The organism is Streptomyces abyssalis (assembly GCF_001751365.1).
In the GTDB taxonomy this organism is placed as follows: Bacteria; Actinomycetota; Actinomycetes; order Streptomycetales; family Streptomycetaceae; genus Streptomyces; species Streptomyces abyssalis.
Genome location: NZ_LJGT01000040.1, coordinates 363,146 through 379,453, shown reverse-complemented (window position 1 = coordinate 379,453; position 16,308 = coordinate 363,146). Strand labels below are relative to the sequence as shown.

The 16,308-nt window shown below is 72.9% G+C and carries 12 protein-coding genes; 6 read left to right on the top strand and 6 right to left on the bottom strand.

Going from position 1 to position 16,308, the window contains the following annotated elements; translation table 11 throughout:
* Positions 1-4: 4 nt before the first annotated feature.
* On the top strand, positions 5-1,129 hold the full coding sequence (locus tag AN215_RS16570) for a serine hydrolase domain-containing protein (RefSeq protein ID WP_171904207.1): 1,125 nt from the start codon (positions 5-7) through the stop codon (positions 1,127-1,129).
* Positions 1,130-1,168: 39 nt separating this feature from the next.
* Here AN215_RS16570 and AN215_RS16565 read toward each other — a convergent pair whose 3' ends face one another.
* The 3 genes from AN215_RS16565 to AN215_RS16555 form a co-directional block, all read right to left on the bottom strand.
* The gene (locus AN215_RS16565; protein WP_070013751.1) at positions 1,169-2,323 is read right to left on the bottom strand and encodes a hypothetical protein; all 1,155 of its coding nucleotides are present in this window, start codon (positions 2,321-2,323) and stop codon (positions 1,169-1,171) included.
* Positions 2,324-2,626: 303 nt separating this feature from the next.
* Entirely contained in the window at positions 2,627-2,884 is a 258-nt protein-coding gene (locus AN215_RS16560) for a hypothetical protein (protein WP_070013750.1), read from the bottom strand.
* 123 nt (positions 2,885-3,007) lie between these two features.
* The gene (locus AN215_RS16555; protein ID WP_070013749.1) at positions 3,008-3,301 is read right to left on the bottom strand and encodes a hypothetical protein; all 294 of its coding nucleotides are present in this window, start codon (positions 3,299-3,301) and stop codon (positions 3,008-3,010) included.
* Positions 3,302-4,139: 838 nt separating this feature from the next.
* Here AN215_RS16555 and AN215_RS16550 point away from each other — a divergent pair.
* Positions 4,140-7,340 carry a glycoside hydrolase family 84 protein gene (locus tag AN215_RS16550; RefSeq protein ID WP_070013998.1) on the top strand — a complete coding sequence of 1,067 codons (3,201 nt, stop codon included), beginning with the start codon at positions 4,140-4,142 and terminating at the stop codon, positions 7,338-7,340.
* A gap of 93 nt (positions 7,341-7,433) precedes the next feature.
* On the opposite strand, the gene AN215_RS16545 is transcribed toward AN215_RS16550, so the two are convergent.
* Entirely contained in the window at positions 7,434-7,973 is a 540-nt protein-coding gene (locus AN215_RS16545; RefSeq protein ID WP_070013748.1) for an HNH endonuclease, read from the bottom strand.
* Positions 7,974-8,328: 355 nt separating this feature from the next.
* On the opposite strand from AN215_RS16545, the gene AN215_RS16540 reads away from it, so the two are divergent.
* The 4 genes from AN215_RS16540 to AN215_RS16525 all read left to right on the top strand — a co-directional run bounded on the left by AN215_RS16540 (position 8,329) and on the right by AN215_RS16525 (position 13,144).
* Positions 8,329-9,420 carry a mechanosensitive ion channel family protein gene (locus AN215_RS16540; RefSeq protein WP_420856238.1) on the top strand — a complete coding sequence of 364 codons (1,092 nt, stop codon included), beginning with the start codon at positions 8,329-8,331 and terminating at the stop codon, positions 9,418-9,420.
* A gap of 116 nt (positions 9,421-9,536) precedes the next feature.
* Entirely contained in the window at positions 9,537-10,817 is a 1,281-nt protein-coding gene (locus AN215_RS16535) for an ROK family transcriptional regulator (protein ID WP_070013747.1), read from the top strand.
* A 24-nt stretch (positions 10,818-10,841) separates the two neighbouring features.
* Positions 10,842-12,161: a 6-phospho-beta-glucosidase gene (locus AN215_RS16530; RefSeq protein WP_070013746.1), complete on the top strand. Its 1,320-nt coding sequence runs from the start codon at positions 10,842-10,844 to the stop codon at positions 12,159-12,161.
* Complete coding sequence (locus tag AN215_RS16525) at positions 12,152-13,144, top strand: N-acetylglucosamine kinase (protein WP_070013745.1); 993 nt, start codon at positions 12,152-12,154, stop codon at positions 13,142-13,144. Before AN215_RS16530 ends, AN215_RS16525 begins: the two co-directional genes overlap by 10 nt.
* A 79-nt stretch (positions 13,145-13,223) precedes the next feature.
* On the opposite strand, the gene AN215_RS16520 is transcribed toward AN215_RS16525, so the two are convergent.
* A complete protein-coding gene (locus tag AN215_RS16520) occupies positions 13,224-14,801 on the bottom strand; it encodes an FHA domain-containing protein (protein ID WP_070013743.1) in 1,578 nt (525 codons plus the stop codon).
* A 61-nt stretch (positions 14,802-14,862) separates the two neighbouring features.
* Positions 14,863-16,215: a vWA domain-containing protein gene (locus tag AN215_RS16515; protein WP_070013742.1), complete on the bottom strand. Its 1,353-nt coding sequence runs from the start codon at positions 16,213-16,215 to the stop codon at positions 14,863-14,865.
* Between the last annotated feature and the right edge of the window lie 93 nt (positions 16,216-16,308).

Below are 16,308 nucleotides of genomic sequence, written 5' to 3'. Positions count from 1 at the left end.
GCGCATGTCCGTGCGCTCCACCGTCGTCGCCCTGGTGGTCGCCGCCGCGGCGGCGTTCTCCGTGAGTGCCTCCGCGGCAGCCGACGGGGGCCACGACGCCGCGCAGGACGCGATGGACGCTCAGGTCGAACAGGCGGGCGTGCCGGGCGCTCTGGGCCAGGCGCAGGACGGCGGTGGCGTCTGGCACGGCACGTCCGGCGTCGCGGACCGGACGACGCGGCGCCCGCCGATGCCGCAGGACAGATTCCGCATCGGCAGCCTGACCAAGCCCTTCATAGCCGCGGTGATGCTCCAGCTGGAGGCGGAAGGCACGGTGGATCTCGACGCGCCCGTCGAGCGCTGGCTTCCGGGGGCGGTGCGGGGCGGCGGGCAGGACGGCCGCCTCATCACCCTCCGCCAACTCCTCGGCCACACCAGCGGCTTGTACGACTTCACCGCTGATCCCGGCATGCAGCGCGACCACTTCGGCCCGCGCTTCGCCGACCACCGCTACGACTCGCACGACCCGGAGTCCCTCGTACGTACGGCGATGGCGCACTCCCGCTCCTTCCGGCCGGGCAGCGGCTGGGGCTACTCGAACACCAACTACGTACTCGCCGGAATGGTCATATCGAAGGCCACGGGCCACTCCTACGCGCAGGAGATCGAAAGCAGGATCATCCGGCCGCTGAAGCTGCGCGACACCTCACTGCCGGGCACCTCCGCCGGCATCCCGGCTCCGCACGGCCGCGCGTATTCCACGCTCTCCGAGAAGGGCGCGCAGGCGCGCGTCCACGACGTCACCGCTCTCGACCCCTCAGTCGCGGGCGCGTCCGGCGAGATGATCTCCTCCACCGGCGATCTGATCCGCTTCATGCGGGCACTGCTCCGCGGCGACGTACTGCCGCCGCGGCAGCTCGCGGAGATGAAGTCCACGGTCCCCGCCGACGGGCAGGACCGCTACGGTCTCGGCCTCACCCGGCACCGGCTCTCCTGCGGGACCACCGTGTGGGGCCACGAGGGCACCATCCAGGGTTCGCGCTCCACCGCCGTCACCACGGCCGACGGCTCGCACACCGCCGCGTTCAACCTCAACGGCGACTGGTCGGGCGGGACTTCCGATCTTGTCGAGGCGGAGTACTGCGGCTGACCGTCCACGCGGCGCACTCCGTGAGGCCGGGCGAAGTCACTAGCGCGCCGTCACGATCAAGTATTCGGCGGGCTCCCGTTCGACTGCGGTCATCAGTGCCGTACGTACGATCGCTGCCTGCTGTTCCAGCGATTCGCGGAGCTTGGCAGGCGTGAGATGGACGACGGTGACGCCGAGCCCTTCCAGCGCCTCCCGCTTGCGGGCGTACTCCGACCACTGCGCGTCCTGGTCGATGTGCGGACGGGGCGTGCGGGTGTCCAGTTCCAGGGCCACGGCCTGATCGGGCCAGTAGGCGTCGACGCCGCCCAGGTGGGGACCGCCGGGGAGGCGGAGGTCGACGTTCCAGCAGGGGTCGGGGAGCCGGTGCCGGAAGACCATCTCGTAGAGCATTCCCTCCGCCAACGCGCGGCTCTCCGCCACCAGTTCGTCGACGGCATCCCTGACGTGCGGCCTCCCGAGGAGCCTCGCCCTCAGCAACTCCCCCACCACGGTGCCCGCTTCGCAGTGTCCGCCGCGCAGTGACTCCACGAGCAGCCGCCGCACCACACCGGCGTCGGTGAGTTGCGCGACGGTGTCGGCGAGGGCCCGTGCCGCCGGGGCGACGGGCAGGCCGGTGACCTCTTCGGGGTCGGGCAGGCTCTGACCGCGGACGATGTGGACGCACCCCGTGGAGCGCAGCCGCTTCGTCCGCGGTACGAGTACGTCGATCCGGTCGAGGGCGCGCAGGGAGGGTGCGCCCGTGAAGCCGTGCAGGGTGAGCGCAGCGAGGCCGGTGATCATCGCCTCCGGGGGGTGCGGAGGCGGGCAGTGCCGTACGGCGGGCGCGCCGACCAGCATCGCGGGCGGCAGGACCGCGGGGGCGGGCGCGGCCGTGGTTGCGGGTGCGGCCTGTGCCGCGGTCGTGGAGCGGCCGGCACGGGTGGCGGGCCCCTGCTGGGCGGGGATCGGGGGGCACTCGCCGCCCGCGTAGAGCAGTGCGGCGTGCAGCCGCTCGTCGCTGGTCGGCGGGCCGGAGTGCAGCAGGTAGACACCGGGGAGCAGCAACTGCCAGGGGCCGCCCGGGCCGCAGCGCTCGTTGGCGGCGCCCAGGGAGACACCGTGCTCGCGCAGCGCGGTCGCGGTCAGCACACGGCGCTGTGCCGCTTCGGTGAGGTGGCTGAGGGGGCGAGGGGAAAGCGGGGTGTTGTGCGTCATGTCCGCCCGATTCCCTGCCTCGTACCGCCTTCCAACCTCTGTTACGAGCTCGTCGACAAAGCCGGACAACTCTGCCCTAAAGTACGCACGTTCGACTGCCGATCAGGCTCGCGCGCGGGTACGTGTTCAGCGCATGCGGGAACAGTGCCCGTACGGCGCGGGCCGGTTGCGGCATGGAGAGTTCTCCGGCCGAGGGAGACGACCGGAGAAGGGGAAAGGAAGGAGAGGGGGAGCCCCGGAGAAGGGGAACGGCTCCGACCTGTGGCTCCGGCCCGGCGCGCGGCTCCGGCCCGGGCCTGTGGCTCAGTGCTGCTGCTTGCCGTTGCCCGACCTGCCGCCCAGCATCACGAGGGCGGAGATCAGGAGGAAGATGGCGATCGGCGCCGCGACGAACAGCCCGAGGGTCTCGACGACGCTGATCCCGGGGCCGGGGTCGTCGCCGTCGTCGGGGGCGACCGCGAAGGCCGGGCTCGACGCCAGCAGCGTCAGCGCCGAGGCGGCGGTGACCGTGCCGGCTCGCAGAACGTTCTTCTTGACCTTCGAATTGACCTTGTCGCTCACACCGTCAACATAGCGGACCGCTCATGGCGCCGCTCTTCCGGGTCTCCCCGGACGGCCGCCCGCCCCGCCTGAGCGGGGCGCGGGGCTCGGCGACAGGTCCTGTGCGGGGCGCCGGGTCCGGGATCAGATCTCGGTGCTGTCGGCACCGAAGCCGTTGCCGGTGGGCTCACTGGTGAGCGGCAGCTCCGCGAGGGGCGGCTCGCTGGTGAGCGGGGCGACGTCGGCGAGGGGCGGTTCGGAGGTGAGCGGCGCCTCGAAGCAGCCGCATGAGCACGAGCCGTCAAGTCCGGAGTCGGGGTCGGACACACCGGACAGGTCTACCGGCTCGTGCCCCTGTTTGGAGAGCACCTGCTGTTTTGAGAGCACCTGTCGGGGGAGCGGGGTCAGTACGGCGAGAAGTTCAGCGGACGCGGCCACGGCGGGCCTCCGTTCGTTGACGTCGGATGGTCAGGAGTTTGGCCCTACCCAGTCGAGCCGCACGCAGACGTTTTCGGGGGCGGAACGTGTCCGAGGTCACGTTTCCTTCTGCAGGCGATTTGCCTGTCCGCCGCGGCGAGCGGCGAACGGACGGTGGGTTTCCGGGCCATCTCGCACGAAATTTTACAGCCCACTCACCCAAGGTCACCACCGGGCGCCCCGATTGCGGTACTTCGCCCGTTCCCCGCCACGCCTGACGGCCGCAAAGACCCGCCCTTCGTCACCGTGTGTACGCGGTCATGAGGGCACCGTGCCCGCCGAGTTGCGACTCACCGTCACGACCGGCAGCGGAGCGTGCCGAGGGCTTCGCGGGCCGGACGGAGGCGGGACGGCGTCAGGGCGCCGTCAGGTCACCGCCACGGCCCCGCCGGGAACCGTTGCCGCACCGGCCCGCGTCCAGCGACGGTGGAATCCCCGGCCGTGAACTGCCGCCGCTCCACCCCGCGTTGACACGCTCGACGCGACGGTGATGGGCTCGCCCTTCGAAGTGTGTCCCGCGGACCGGGTGTTCAGCTCTGGTGAACAATGTGACCGATGTGAGCGATCTGAACGGTGAGGCCGGCAAGGGCCCTTCGACGGTGACTTCGTGAAGCGGCACGGACGCGGAACCCGGTGGCGGCACGGCCGTGGAACCGGGGGCCGCCGGCCGGCCGGGCGGCTACCGGCACGGGGAGGACTGGAGGACGTCGTGGGCGCAGCGGCCCAGGGGGACAGAGCACGGCGGCGGGCGGGAGCGACCGCGCTCACCGCGGCCGTCATCGGCGGGCTTCTCGGCGGCATGCCGACGGCACGGGCCGCCCCCGCACCGGACCCCGGCGGTCACTCCGCGGGAGCCCCGGACCGTGCAGCGGACGGCGAGGCGGCCAAGGCCCGCGGCTCCTCCGTACCGAAGGTGTGGCCGCGTCCGCAGTCGCTGGACCGGCGGGGCTCGTTCGTGCCGGTGGGCCGTGAAGTGACTCTCGTCGCGGACGAGGACACGGACGAAGCGGCCCTCGACGCGCTGAGAGCCGCGCTGCGCGACGCGGGCGCCCGCGACATCGGCGAGGTGCGTCCCGGGCAGCCCCTGCCCGGCGGAGACGACCTGGTCGTACGTGCGGACGCCGCCTCGGCACCCGGAGCACTCCGTGCGCTGAAGGCTCCGCCGCGCGGCGACCTGCCCCGGAGCGGCTACCGGCTCGCCGTCGGCCGGACCGGCTCGCGGCCCACCGTCGCCCTCGAAGGGGCGGACGCCGACGGCCTGTTCCACGCCGCGCAGACGCTGCGCCAGCTCGTCACCGAGGGGGACGGCGACCGTGGCTTCGCCGGCGTGACCGTACGGGACTGGCCGACCGCTCCCGTGCGCGGCATCACCGAAGGCTTCTACGGCAGCTCCTGGACACAGCAGGAGCGCCTGGAGCAGCTGGACTTCCTCGGCCGCACGAAGCAGAACCGCTATCTGTACGCCTCCACCGACGACCCGTACCGGCAGTCCTCCCGCTGGCGCGACCCCTACCCGGCAGCGCAACGCGAAGAGTTCCGCGCGCTGGCCGAACGGGCCCGCCGCAACCATGTGAAGCTCGGCTGGGCCGTCGCGCCCGGTCAGGGGATGTGTTTCTCCTCCCCCGCGGACCGCCGTGCGCTGCTGCGGAAGCTGGACGCGATGCGGGCGCTGGGTTTCGAGGCGTTCCAGCTCCGCTTCGAGGACGTCAGCTACAGCGAATGGCACTGCGACGAGGACGCACAGAAGTACGGGTCCGGCCCGAAGGCCGCGGCGCGTGCCCATGCCGAACTGGCCGGTGACGTCGCCCGTCATCTCGCCGCGCGTCACCCGGACTCCGAGCCGCTGTCCGTCATGCCGACCGAGTTCTACCAGGAGGGCGACACCGACTACCGCACCGAACTGGCGCAGAACCTCACCACGGGCGTGGAGATCGCCTGGACGGGCGTCGGCGTGGTGCCGCGCACCATCACCGGGAGCGAACTGACCGCCGCACGCTCGGCGTTCCACCAGCACCCTCTGGTGACGATGGACAACTACCCGGTCAACGACTACGCGCAGGACCGGATCTTCCTCGGCCCCTACCGCGGACGGGAACCCGCCGTCGCGGCCCGCTCCGCGGCCGTGCTGGCCAACGCCATGAAGCAGCCGACCGCTTCGCGCATCCCGCTCTTCACCGCCGCCGACTACGCCTGGAACCCCAAGAGTTACCGCCCCGAGGAGTCCTGGCAGGCGGCCGTCGACGCGGTCGCCGGCAGCTCGGCGCGGGCCCGCGAGGCCGTGCACGCGCTCGCAGGCAACGACGCCTCCTCGCTCCTCGGCGGAGAGGAGTCGGCCTATCTGCGGCCGGTACTGAAGGACTTCTGGGACGCCTACGACGCCGCCGACCCGGAGGAAGAGGCGTCCGTGAAGCGGCTGCGGCGCGCCGCGGACCGGCTGGGCGACGCCTTCCGCACGATGAGTACCGCGCCCGAGCACGTCCCCGAAGGTCTCGCACGCGAAGTACGCCCGTGGCTTGAGGAGTTGGCCCGTCACGGCGAAGCGGGCGAGCAGGCCGTGAAGATGCTCACGGCACAGGGACGCGGCGACGGCGGCGGCGCCTGGGACGCACGGCTGGCACTGGAGCGGCTGCACGAGGAGAGCGAGGAGCGCGGCGGGCCGTCCGCGACCGTCGGGAAGGGCGTGCTGGCGGACTTCGTGAAGCGGGCCCTGAAGACCTCCGACAGCTGGACGGGCACCGGCTCCAAGGGCTCGGGACGCCACCGGGCCACCGCGCAGGGCGGTCCCGCGGCACGCCCCGACTCCCCGGCCGAAGCGGCCGTCGACGGCGACCCGGACACCGCCTACCGTGCCGAAGCCGCCCCGGCCGCCGGGTACTTCGCACCGCGCGCAGCCGTGCCCGGCGCCTCGCTGCCGGGCGGCCTCGGCCTGTACGGCGATCCCTCCGGCGACCCGCACGCCCCCGGGGACGGCGCCTCGGGCAGCCCCGGCGAGGGCCCTGACGGCACCGCACCGGGCACTCCCGCCCTCACCGTCCAGCTGCCCGAGCGGCGGCCGCTGGAGGCGGTCACCGTGCAGACCGGCCCGGGCTCCGGCACCCGCGCACGCGTCGAGGCCCACGTCGCGGGTGAGGGCTGGCAGCGTCTCGGGCCGCTCTCCGAAAGCGGCTGGACGCAGCACGAGGGCCGCGGGCTGCGGGCCGACGCGCTCCGACTCGCCTGGTCACCCGGCTCCGACGAACCGGTCGTGCACGAGATCACGCCCTGGTACGCGGACCGGCCCGACGCCTCCCTCTCCCTGTCGAGGGACGACATCTACGCCCCCGTCGGCGGCGGCAAGGGAGAGGTCACCGCCGAACTCGAGGGCCACCGCCCGTCCGACGTACGGGGCAGGGTCACCGCCGAAGCGCCCGGCGGCTTCACCGTGCGCACCCCCGAGCGGACCGTCGTACCGCGCGGCGGGTCGGCGCGGGTTCCCGTCGAGGTCGAGGCCGACGCGTCGGTGAAGCCAGGCACCTACCGCATCCCGCTGTCCTTCGGGGACGAGAAGCGGACACTGACCGTGCGCGCCTTCCCCCGTACCGGCGGGCCGGACCTGGCGCGGGAGGCTGAGGCGTCCTCGTCCGGCGACGAGACGGGTGAGTTCCCGGCGTCGGCCGTCAACGACGGCCGCGGGGACACCCGTTGGTCCTCCCCGGCCGGGGACGGCGAATGGGTGCAGCTGAAGCTTCAACGCCCGGCCCGGCTGGGCGAGTTGGTGCTGCATTGGCAGGACGCGTACGCGAAGCGCTACCGCGTGCAGGTCTCCCCCGACGGCAAACGCTGGCGCGACGCCGCGAGGGTGCGGGACGGAAGGGGCGGCCGGGAGACGGTGCGCATGGACGCGCCCGGGGACACCCGCTACGTACGGGTGCAGGGTGACGAGCGTGCCACGCGCTTCGGGTACTCGCTGTGGTCGCTGGAGGCCTACGCCGTGCGCGAGGAGACGGCGCGGGGCCGCTGAGGGAGACGCGGCTGCCGGGGCGCGACGGCGCACCCACGGCCGCGCCCCCGGCATGCCCGGTGTTTCCGGCCGTGAGAACAACGAAGCCCGGTCTCAGGCAGTCGCTCTGCCTTCGATCCGGGCGAGGGCGTCGTCCGCGCCGTATGGCTGTAGGTACGGCATCCAGCGCGGGTCTCGGTGCCCCGTGCCGATGATCCGCCAGGCGAGGCCCGACGGCGGCGCGGGTTGATGGCGCAGCCGCCAGCCGATCTCGGCGACGTGACGGTCGGCTTTCACATGGTTGCAGCGGCGGCAGGCGGCCACCACGTTCTCCCAGGTGTGCTGTCCGCCGCGGCTGCGCGGAATGACGTGGTCGACGCTGGTTGCGATACCACCGCAGTACGCGCACCGGCCGCCGTCGCGGGCGAACAGCGCCCGGCGGGTCAGCGGAACAGTGCCCCGAAAGGGCACCCGCACAAAGCGCTTCAGCCGGACGACGCTGGGGGCGGGTATCACGCGGGTCGCGCTGTGCATCAGGGCGCCGGACTCCTCAAGGCTGACGGCCTTGTCGTTGAGCACGAGGATGAGGGCGCGTCGCAGCGGTACGACACCGAGCGGCTCGTACGACGCGTTGAGGACCAGGACATGCGGCACGGTGCCTCCTTGTACGTCTGCGGCGCGTGGCTCGCGCCGGGACGATCTGTACTCAGTGTGTCCCGCGCCCTGGTCATTCCGCCACCACGACCGCGTAACGCCCTGAGCGTGTTTTCAACCACACCCTCTGCCTCCCCCTTGAACTTCTGCCCCGCTTCCGAGCAGTCAAGACGTCACGAACCGTGACGCGAAGCGGCCCACGGAACGGCCGGAAACCGCCCGTTCGAGCCGCTCCCGCCGCTTGTGAAGGCCGTGCGCCGTTAGTGTGGTTGCCGCGTTCGAGGCCCGCACCGGCGGGCTCACGGCGCTGGGTTGACCCTGGTTCTCCCGCTCGGAAGGTTCTGCTGTGTTCAGGCTGATCGGCGCTGCTTCTCCGTCCACGCCCGCGGGCCCGTACGGTGCGGGAGCCGGAGCGGCGGACGGCGCGGGGCAGGACCCCGCGGCCTCTCTCGAGGACGCGCACGAGTCCGCCGCCGACGCGGCCGGGTGGATCGGGCAGAACTGGTCGGAGTGGGTCTCCGCCGGGCTGCGCATCCTGCTCATCGCGGTCATCGCCGTCCTGCTGCGGTGGATCATCCGGCGCTCGATCAGCAAGCTGATCAAGCGTGTGAACCGCAGGGCGGAGGCCGCCGACAGCGCCAACGCGCTGCGGGGTCTGCTGGTCAGCGGCGAGCGTCGGCGGCAGCGTTCCGAGGCGATCGGATCCGTGCTGCGCAACATCGCTTCCTTCGTCATCATCGGCACCGCGCTGCTGATGGTCCTCTCCGACCTCGGCATCAACCTGGCGCCGCTGCTGGCCAGCGCCGGTGTCGCCGGTGTCGCGCTGGGCTTCGGCGCGCGGGACGTCGTCACGGACCTGCTGGCCGGCATCTTCATGCTCCTGGAGGACCAGTACGGGGTCGGGGACCGCGTCGACGTCGGCGAGGTCTCCGGCACGGTCCTGGAGATCGGTCTGCGGGTGACACAGCTGCGCGGCGACAGCGGCGAGATCTGGTACATCCGCAACGGCGAGATCAAGCGGGTCGGCAACCTCAGCCAGGGCTGGGCGACCGCTGCCGTGGACGTCCTGGTGTCCCCGCACGAGGACCTCGACGAGGTGCGGGCCGCGATCGTCGCCGCCGGCGAGGAGCTCGGCGGGACGCAGCCCTGGGACGAGCTGCTGTGGGAGCCCGTCGAGGTGCTGGGCCTGGACTCGGTGACGCTCGAAGAGATGGTCGTGCGGGTCTCGGCGAAGACCATGCCGGGCAAGTCGCTGAGCGTGGAGCGCGAGCTGCGCTGGCGGATCAAGCAGGAGCTGGACAGCAGGGGCATTGTGAGCACGCCCCAGGAGCCGCTCGCCCTCGGCGCGGCGGGCGCAGCGGGTGCAGCCGGTACGGCCGCCCGTGCCGGGGACGCACGTAACCGGGCGAACAGCTCGGAAGTGCCCCTGCAGAAGGCTCCCAAGTAGCGCGGGCGCCATCGGCCCGGCGCTGGTCCATTGACGCAGCCGAGGCCGGGGCTCTACCGTCCGACGACTGGAAGGCTTCCTAACAGTGGTGGCCGAGCGTCGGAGGCAGAGGGCAGATGACCGGTACGGCACCGGGGACGCCGCGTGTGCTGCGCGCGATGAACGATCGCGCCGCCCTCGACCTGCTGCTCGCCAGGGGCCCTCTCTCCCGTGGCCGCATCGGCGAGCTGACGGGCCTGTCCAAGCCGACGGCCTCACAGCTGCTGGCCCGTCTGGAGGCGGCAGGCCTGGTCGTCGCCACGGGCCGGAGCGCAGGCCGTCCGGGGCCCAATGCCCAGCTGTACGCCGTGAACGGCGCGGCGGCACACGTCGCCGGGGTGGACGTCACCACGGCCCGCATCCACGCCGCCGTCGCCGACATCACCGGCAGCGTCGCGGGCACCTTCGAACTGCCCACTCCCGCCCGGCCGCCTGGCGGCCGGAAGCCGGGTACGCCGGAGCTCGTCGCACGGGCCGTCGAGGGAGCGGCCGAGGCGGCCGGCATCCGCCCCTCGGAGCTGCACCGCGCGGTCATCGGCACCCCCGGCGCGTTCGATCCCAGCACGGGCCGCCTCCGTTACGCCTCGCATCTGCCGGGCTGGCACTCCCCCACGCTGCTGGAGGAGATGGCCGCCGCGCTCCCGATGCCCCTCGCGTACGACAACGACGTGAACCTCGTCGCCGTCGCCGAGCAGCGGCTGGGGGCCGCGGGGGGTCACGACGACTTCGTCCTGCTGTGGAACGAGGAGGGCATCGGTGCGGCGCTCGTGATCGGCGGTCGGCTGCACCGCGGCCGTACGGGCGGCGCCGGCGAGGTCGGCTTCCTTCCCGTGCCCGGCACGCGCCTCGTCCGCGACCCCGCTCAGCTGGGCAGCGGAGGCTTCCAGGAGCTTGCCGGTGCCGGTGCCGTACTGCGCTGGGCGCACGAGCTGGGCCTGCCGTACGACCAGGACGCCTCGCCGCACAGGATTGCCACGGATCTGGTGGGCCGCGCCGCCGGTGCCGGTGCCGGTGCCGGTGGCGGGGAGGGGGCGCGGGAGGAACCGGCCGACGAGGGCGGTGCGGGCGACGAGGACGATCCGTACACCGGACTGCTGCGGCGGCTGGCCACCGGGACCGCCGTCGGGCTGGCGTCCATGGTGGCCGTTCTCGACCCGCAGCTGATCGTGCTGTCCGGGGGCGTGCTCACGGCGGGCGGCGAGCGGCTGCGGCGGCTCGTACAGACGGAACTGAGTGAACTGGCCGTGCCGAGGCCCGAGTTGAGGCTGGGTTCGGTCACGGCCGACCCGGTGCTGCACGGGGCTCTGCAGAGCGCGCTGGCCATGACCCGTGACGAAGTCTTCGACACCTCACGCTGAAGCGGAAGGAACTGCACGTACGCCATGAGAATCGCAGTAGTGGGCGGCGGCTCCACCTACACGCCCGAGCTCATCGACGGCTTCGCGCGGTTGCGCGACACGCTCCCCGTCAGCGAGCTGGTGCTGATCGACCCGGCGGCGGAACGGCTGGAGCCGGTCGCCGGGCTCGCACGCCGCATCCTGGCCAAGCAGGGTCACGGCGCGACCGTCACCGCCACGCAGGATCTCGACGCCGGGGTCGCGGGTGCCGACGCGGTGCTGCTGCAACTGCGGGTCGGGGGCCAGGCGGCACGGCAGCAGGACGAGACGTGGCCTCTGGAGTGCGGATGCGTCGGGCAGGAGACGACGGGCGCGGGCGGGCTCGCCAAGGCGCTGCGGACCGTTCCCGTCGTGCTCGGCATCGCCGACCGGGTGCGCCGCACCAACCCCGACGCCTGGATCATCGACTTCACCAACCCCGTGGGCATCGTGACCCGCGCGCTGCTCCAGGCCGGGCACAAGGCGGTCGGGCTGTGCAACATGGCGGTCAACCTCCAGCGCAAGTTCGCGAAGCTGCTGGACGTGGCGCCCGGTGAGATCCACCTCGACCACTACGGGCTCAACCACCTCACGTGGGAACTGGGCGTACGGCTGGGCGGCCCGGGCGGCGCGGACGTACTACCGCGCCTCCTCGACGAGCACGCCGACGGCTTCGCGCTGGAACTGCGGATGCCGCGCCGGGTGCTGGAGGCGCTCGGTGTCTTCCCGTCGTACTACCTGCGCTACTACTACGCGCACGACGAGGCCGTTCAGGAGCTGCGCACGAAGCCCTCACGGGCGGAGGAAGTCGCGGCCATGGAGCGGGAGTTGCTGAGGATGTACCGGGACCCCGCGCTGGCGGAGAAGCCCGCGCTGCTGGGCAGCCGCGGCGGCGCCTTCTACTCGGAGGCGGCGGTGGCGCTGGCCGCCTCCCTGCTGGGAACCGCGAGCCTGCCGGGAACCGCGAGCCTGCCGGGGACCGCGGGCGAGGACGGCGGCGGGCGCCCGAGCGTGCAGGTCGTCAACGTACGGAACGACGGCACCCTGCCCTTCCTCCCCGACGACGCGGTGGTCGAGGTCCCGGCCGAGATCGGCCGCGACGGCGCCGTGCCGCTGCCCGCGCCGGCCGTCGGCCCCGTCCAGGCCGGCCTGATCACACACGTCACCGCGTACGAGGAACTGGCGCTCGACGCCGCCCTGAACGGCGGCCGCGACCGGGTCTTCAAGGCACTCCTGGCGCATCCGCTGATCGGCCAGTACGACCGCGCCGAGGCGCTGACCGACCGGCTCCTCGCCCACAACCGGGAGCATCTGGCGTGGGCCTGACGACCTCGGGATGCCTGGCTCTCGACGCGGGCAACACGAAGACCGACGTCGCGGTGGTCGACGTCGGCGGAGCGGTGCTGGGCAGAGCCCGCGGCGGCGGTTTCCAGCCGCAGGCGGTGGGCGTGAACGCCGCGGTGAACGCGCTCGCGGAACCGGTCGGCAGAGCCCTCGCGCAGGCCGGAGCGGAGGCCCGACAGCCGGTCGCGCACGTCTCGGCGTGCCTCGCCAACGCCGATCTGCCGCGTGAGGAGCGGGAGTTGACCGCCGCGGTCGGCGCACGCGGCTGGGGCCGCACCACGTACGTCGCGAACGACACCTTCGCCATCCTGCGCGCCGGGCTGCCGGACGACGGCCCCGTGGGTCACGGCGTGGCCGTCGTCTGCGGCGCCGGCGTCAACTGCGCGGGCCAGGACGGCGAGGGCCGCACCCACCGGTTTCCCGCGCTGGGCCGGCTCTCCGGCGATTTCGGCGGTGGCGGCGGCCTGGCGGCGGAGGCCGTCTGGCACGCCGCGCGGGCGGAGGACGGCCGCGGCGAGGACACGCAGCTCGCAAGGGAACTGCCCTGGCACTACGGACTGACCTCGATGTACGCGCTGATCGAGGCCCTGCACCTGGGAGATCTGCCGCGTACGCGCATGCACGAGATCACGCCGGTCCTCTTCGAGGTTGCCTCGGCCGGCGACGCGGTCGCCCAAGTCCTGGTTCGCCGGCAGGCCGAGGAACTCGTGACGATGGCCACGGTCAGCATGCGCAGCCTCGGTCTGCTGGAGACCGAGACGCCGGTGTTCCTCGGGGGCAGTGTCGTCGCGGCCCGCCATCCGCTGCTGCACGACCACCTCACGGAGCAACTCGCCGTACGCGCCCCCAAGGCCACACCCCAGGTGGTCACGGCACCGCCGGTCCTGGGCTCGGCGCTCCTCGGACTCGACGCCGTCGGCGCACCGTCGCAGGCGCACGCCCGCCTTCGGGCCCACTTCGCCTGAACGCACCCGTTGCGCCTGAACGCGCCCTGCCCCGCCTCCACTTGACGTGCCGGGTGGAGGCGGGGCAGGGCGGGGCTCGCTACGTGAGGTGGAGGGTGATCGTCGTCCAGGCGCCGACGTGGACCTGGTCGCCGCTCTTGAGGGGGACCGGGACGAAGGGCTGGATCGGGTCCTCGGCTCCGTTGATGGTGGTGCCGTTCGTGGAGTCCTGATCGACCACCGACCAGCTGCCGTCCGGCTGCTGCACCAGCACGGCGTGCTGATGCGAGACCCCCGGGTCCTCCGGAGTACGGGCCAGGTCGATGTCGGGCGCCTCGCCGGTGGAGTGGCGACGGCGGCCGATGGTGATCTGGTTGCCGTTCAGGGGGAGTTGCTGCTCGGGCGAGTAGGCGGGCAGGTTGAGATTCGAGGCCTCGGGCCCGCTTCGGTCCATCATCGCGGCGAAGTACTCGCGGTCGGGCGCGATGACGGCCACCCACGAGCCGGAAGGCACCTGCTGCTGCCCCGGCTGCCCCGTGTGTCCCTGCTCCGGTCCGCCGGGACCGCCCGGTCCGGGCGGCGGCGGGTACTGGTGCTGGGGCGCCTGGGGCTGCTGCGGCGGCCCGGGCGGCTGACCGGGGCCGGGACCCTGGTCCTGGAAGAGCGACGGGACCGGCGGCTGCTGCTGGTCGTTGTGCGGCGCGACGGGCGGGGACAGCGCCCAGTCGCCACTCGGGGGTGACGGCTGCTGCGGCCCTCCGGGCGCCGGCGGCGCCATGGGCGCACCGATGCCCTGGCCCTGTCCCTGACTCTGTCCAGGGCCCTGCCCCGGGCCGGGCGCCCCGCCGGGCCCCTGCCCGGGGTAGCCACCGGGGCCCTGCGGAGGCTGCTGCGGAGTGAGCGGCTCGGCGGGACGGTCCACCTGGGAGGGGATGTCGGAGTAGCCGTACTGCTGGTCCTGACCGGAGGACGGAGCGCTGGGGAAGGGCGGCGGCGGAGGCGGACCGGGCTGTCCCGGCTGACTCTGCGGACCCGGCTGCCCCGGCTGCTGACCCGGCTGGCCCTGAAAACCGGGCGGCGGCGGAGGCGGACCGGGCTGTCCCGGCTGGCCCTGAAAGCCGGGCGGCGGCGGAGGCGGGCCCGGCTGTGCGGGCTGACTCTGCGGACCGGGGCCGCCCGGGCCTCCCGGCTGGGGAAAGCCACTGGGCTGCGGCGACTGGTCCGCGGGTACGGACGCCATCGGCGAGTGCGTGAGGAAGTTGTAGCGGCAGCCGTCGCAGAACGGCGCCTGCCCGTCACGGGGCCTGCCGCACTGGGGGCAGGATTCGCCCTGAGGCTGCTGCGGCGGAGAACCCTGACCGCCGGGAGCACCACCGGGACCACCGGGACCACCCGGAGCGCCACCGGGACCCCCAGGACCGCCGCTGCCCGGCCCGGGATATCCATAACCCTGAGGCGGAGGCCCCGGAGGCACAGGCCCGCCAGGTCCGCCCTGTCCGCCCGGCCCACCCGGTACGGAAGGCGGCCCGGGGTAGCCGTACCCGCCTCCGGGAACCGGCGGCGAGGGCGACGGCGGCACCGCGCCGGCCGGTGCGGCGGATGCGTCGGCCATGCGGTGACCGCATACCTCGCACCAGTCGTCGGCAGCCGACTGGTGTCCGTTCGGGCAAGTCGGCATGGTGAGTGCCTCCCCCTCGTACTCCTGGACTTCCGTACCTGCGGTACGGCCCTCGCGTGTGTTACCTCTTCACACGGACCGTCTTCGTGGACCGCGTCTCCAGTGTCATCTCGTCGGCGTCGGCAACCTTCGCCTTCAGCCGAACAGTACCGTTCGCAGCGTCGATGACGTCGACCACCTTCGAAAGCAGCTTCGAAGTATCCGCGTTTCCGGAGGCGTCGGCCAGCCGTACCGCCCGCCCGAGTTGTGCTGTTGCACCCTCTTCGTCACCGGCTTTCCTCGCCCGCAGACCGTCCTGTACGGCCGCGGCGAGCTCGGCCTGGCCCGTGTAGTGCGCGACCTGTGCGTCGATGGTGGTGGTGGCCGCCACGTCGTCCGTCCACACCGCCCGTATCAGGCCCTGTGCGAGCGTCCGCGGGAGTCCGCCGTCCTGCGCGGGAAGCATCAGCGCGGCGCGGGCCGCCAGCATCTCCTGGCCCACCTCGGCCGCCGGCACCTCGACGCACACGTGATAGTCGCGGGACTCCTGGCCCCAGGAGCCGGTCGGATAGTCGCCGGAGTGCGGACCCGCGTCGGTGCGGCGGGCCGTCAGGTCCTCGACGGCGGGCGCGACCTGTTTGATGAACTTGATCTTCGAGCCCTGCGGCGTCCACAGGCGCAGTGCCACGTCCGCGACTTCTTTGCGCATGGCTGCGGCCATCATGTCCTCGAAGTCCGCGGCGAGATCTTCCGGTTCCGCGACGATGTCGGCGGAGCCGAGGAGCGCGGAGGCGATCCCGGTGACCTCCTCGACCTCCCAGTCGGTGCCCACGCCGCGCGCGTCACAGGTGAAGCGGCCGGCGCACGCGTCGAGGGCGGCCTTCAGGCTCTCCGGATCCTCGTGCTCGTTGCGTCCGTCGGTCAGCAGTACGCCGTGCCGTATGGGGCCGTCGTGCGTCGAGAGCAGCTTGTCCGCCAGCCGCAGCCACGAGCCGATGGCCGTGCCGCCCTCCGCGCGGAGCCCGCGCAGGGCGTCCCGTGCCCCGGCGCGGGTCTCCGGGGCTGAGACGGCCAGGGCGCCGCAGCCCGGATAGACCTCAGCGGCCTGGTGCGTACCGGCGACGACGGCGAAGGAGACCCCGTCGGGGAGGGTGTCGACCGCGGCTGCGGTGGCGTCGCGCGCGTTGCGCATCTTCGAAGCCGGGTGGTCCATCGAGCCGGAGCAGTCGATCATGATCACGACTGCGCAGTCCGTACGTACGGCACCGGCCGGCCCGGGCGGTTCCCCCGCCCCCGCCGTGCCTCCGGCTGCTCCGGCACCGGAGGTGACGGTGATGATCGCGTCGACCGCCTGCCCGCCCTCCGGCAGGCATTCGTTCTGGTACACGTCGACGGAGAACCGCGGCTGCGCATAGGGCTCGGCGAAATCGGTCATGTTCCGCTCCTGCTCCGTGGCGAAAGGGAGTCGTCGTGAGACGGGACGGGAGCGGAGGCGGCGCCGGTTCCGGCAGGCGACGGGCCGCCGGCC

Excerpts from the sequence above, each read along its gene's own strand:
- AN215_RS16565 (WP_070013751.1), bottom strand. The coding sequence starts at position 2,323 with ATGACGCACAACACCCCGCTTTCCCCTCGCCCCCTCAGCCACCTCACC.
- AN215_RS16530 (WP_070013746.1), top strand. The coding sequence starts at position 10,842 with ATGAGAATCGCAGTAGTGGGCGGCGGCTCCACCTACACGCCCGAGCTC.
- AN215_RS16515 (WP_070013742.1), bottom strand. The coding sequence starts at position 16,215 with ATGACCGATTTCGCCGAGCCCTATGCGCAGCCGCGGTTCTCCGTCGAC.
- AN215_RS16520 (WP_070013743.1), bottom strand. The coding sequence starts at position 14,801 with ATGCCGACTTGCCCGAACGGACACCAGTCGGCTGCCGACGACTGGTGC.
- AN215_RS16550 (WP_070013998.1), top strand. The coding sequence starts at position 4,140 with ATGCCGACGGCACGGGCCGCCCCCGCACCGGACCCCGGCGGTCACTCC.
- AN215_RS16570 (WP_171904207.1), top strand. The coding sequence starts at position 5 with ATGTCCGTGCGCTCCACCGTCGTCGCCCTGGTGGTCGCCGCCGCGGCG.
- AN215_RS16535 (WP_070013747.1), top strand. The coding sequence starts at position 9,537 with ATGACCGGTACGGCACCGGGGACGCCGCGTGTGCTGCGCGCGATGAAC.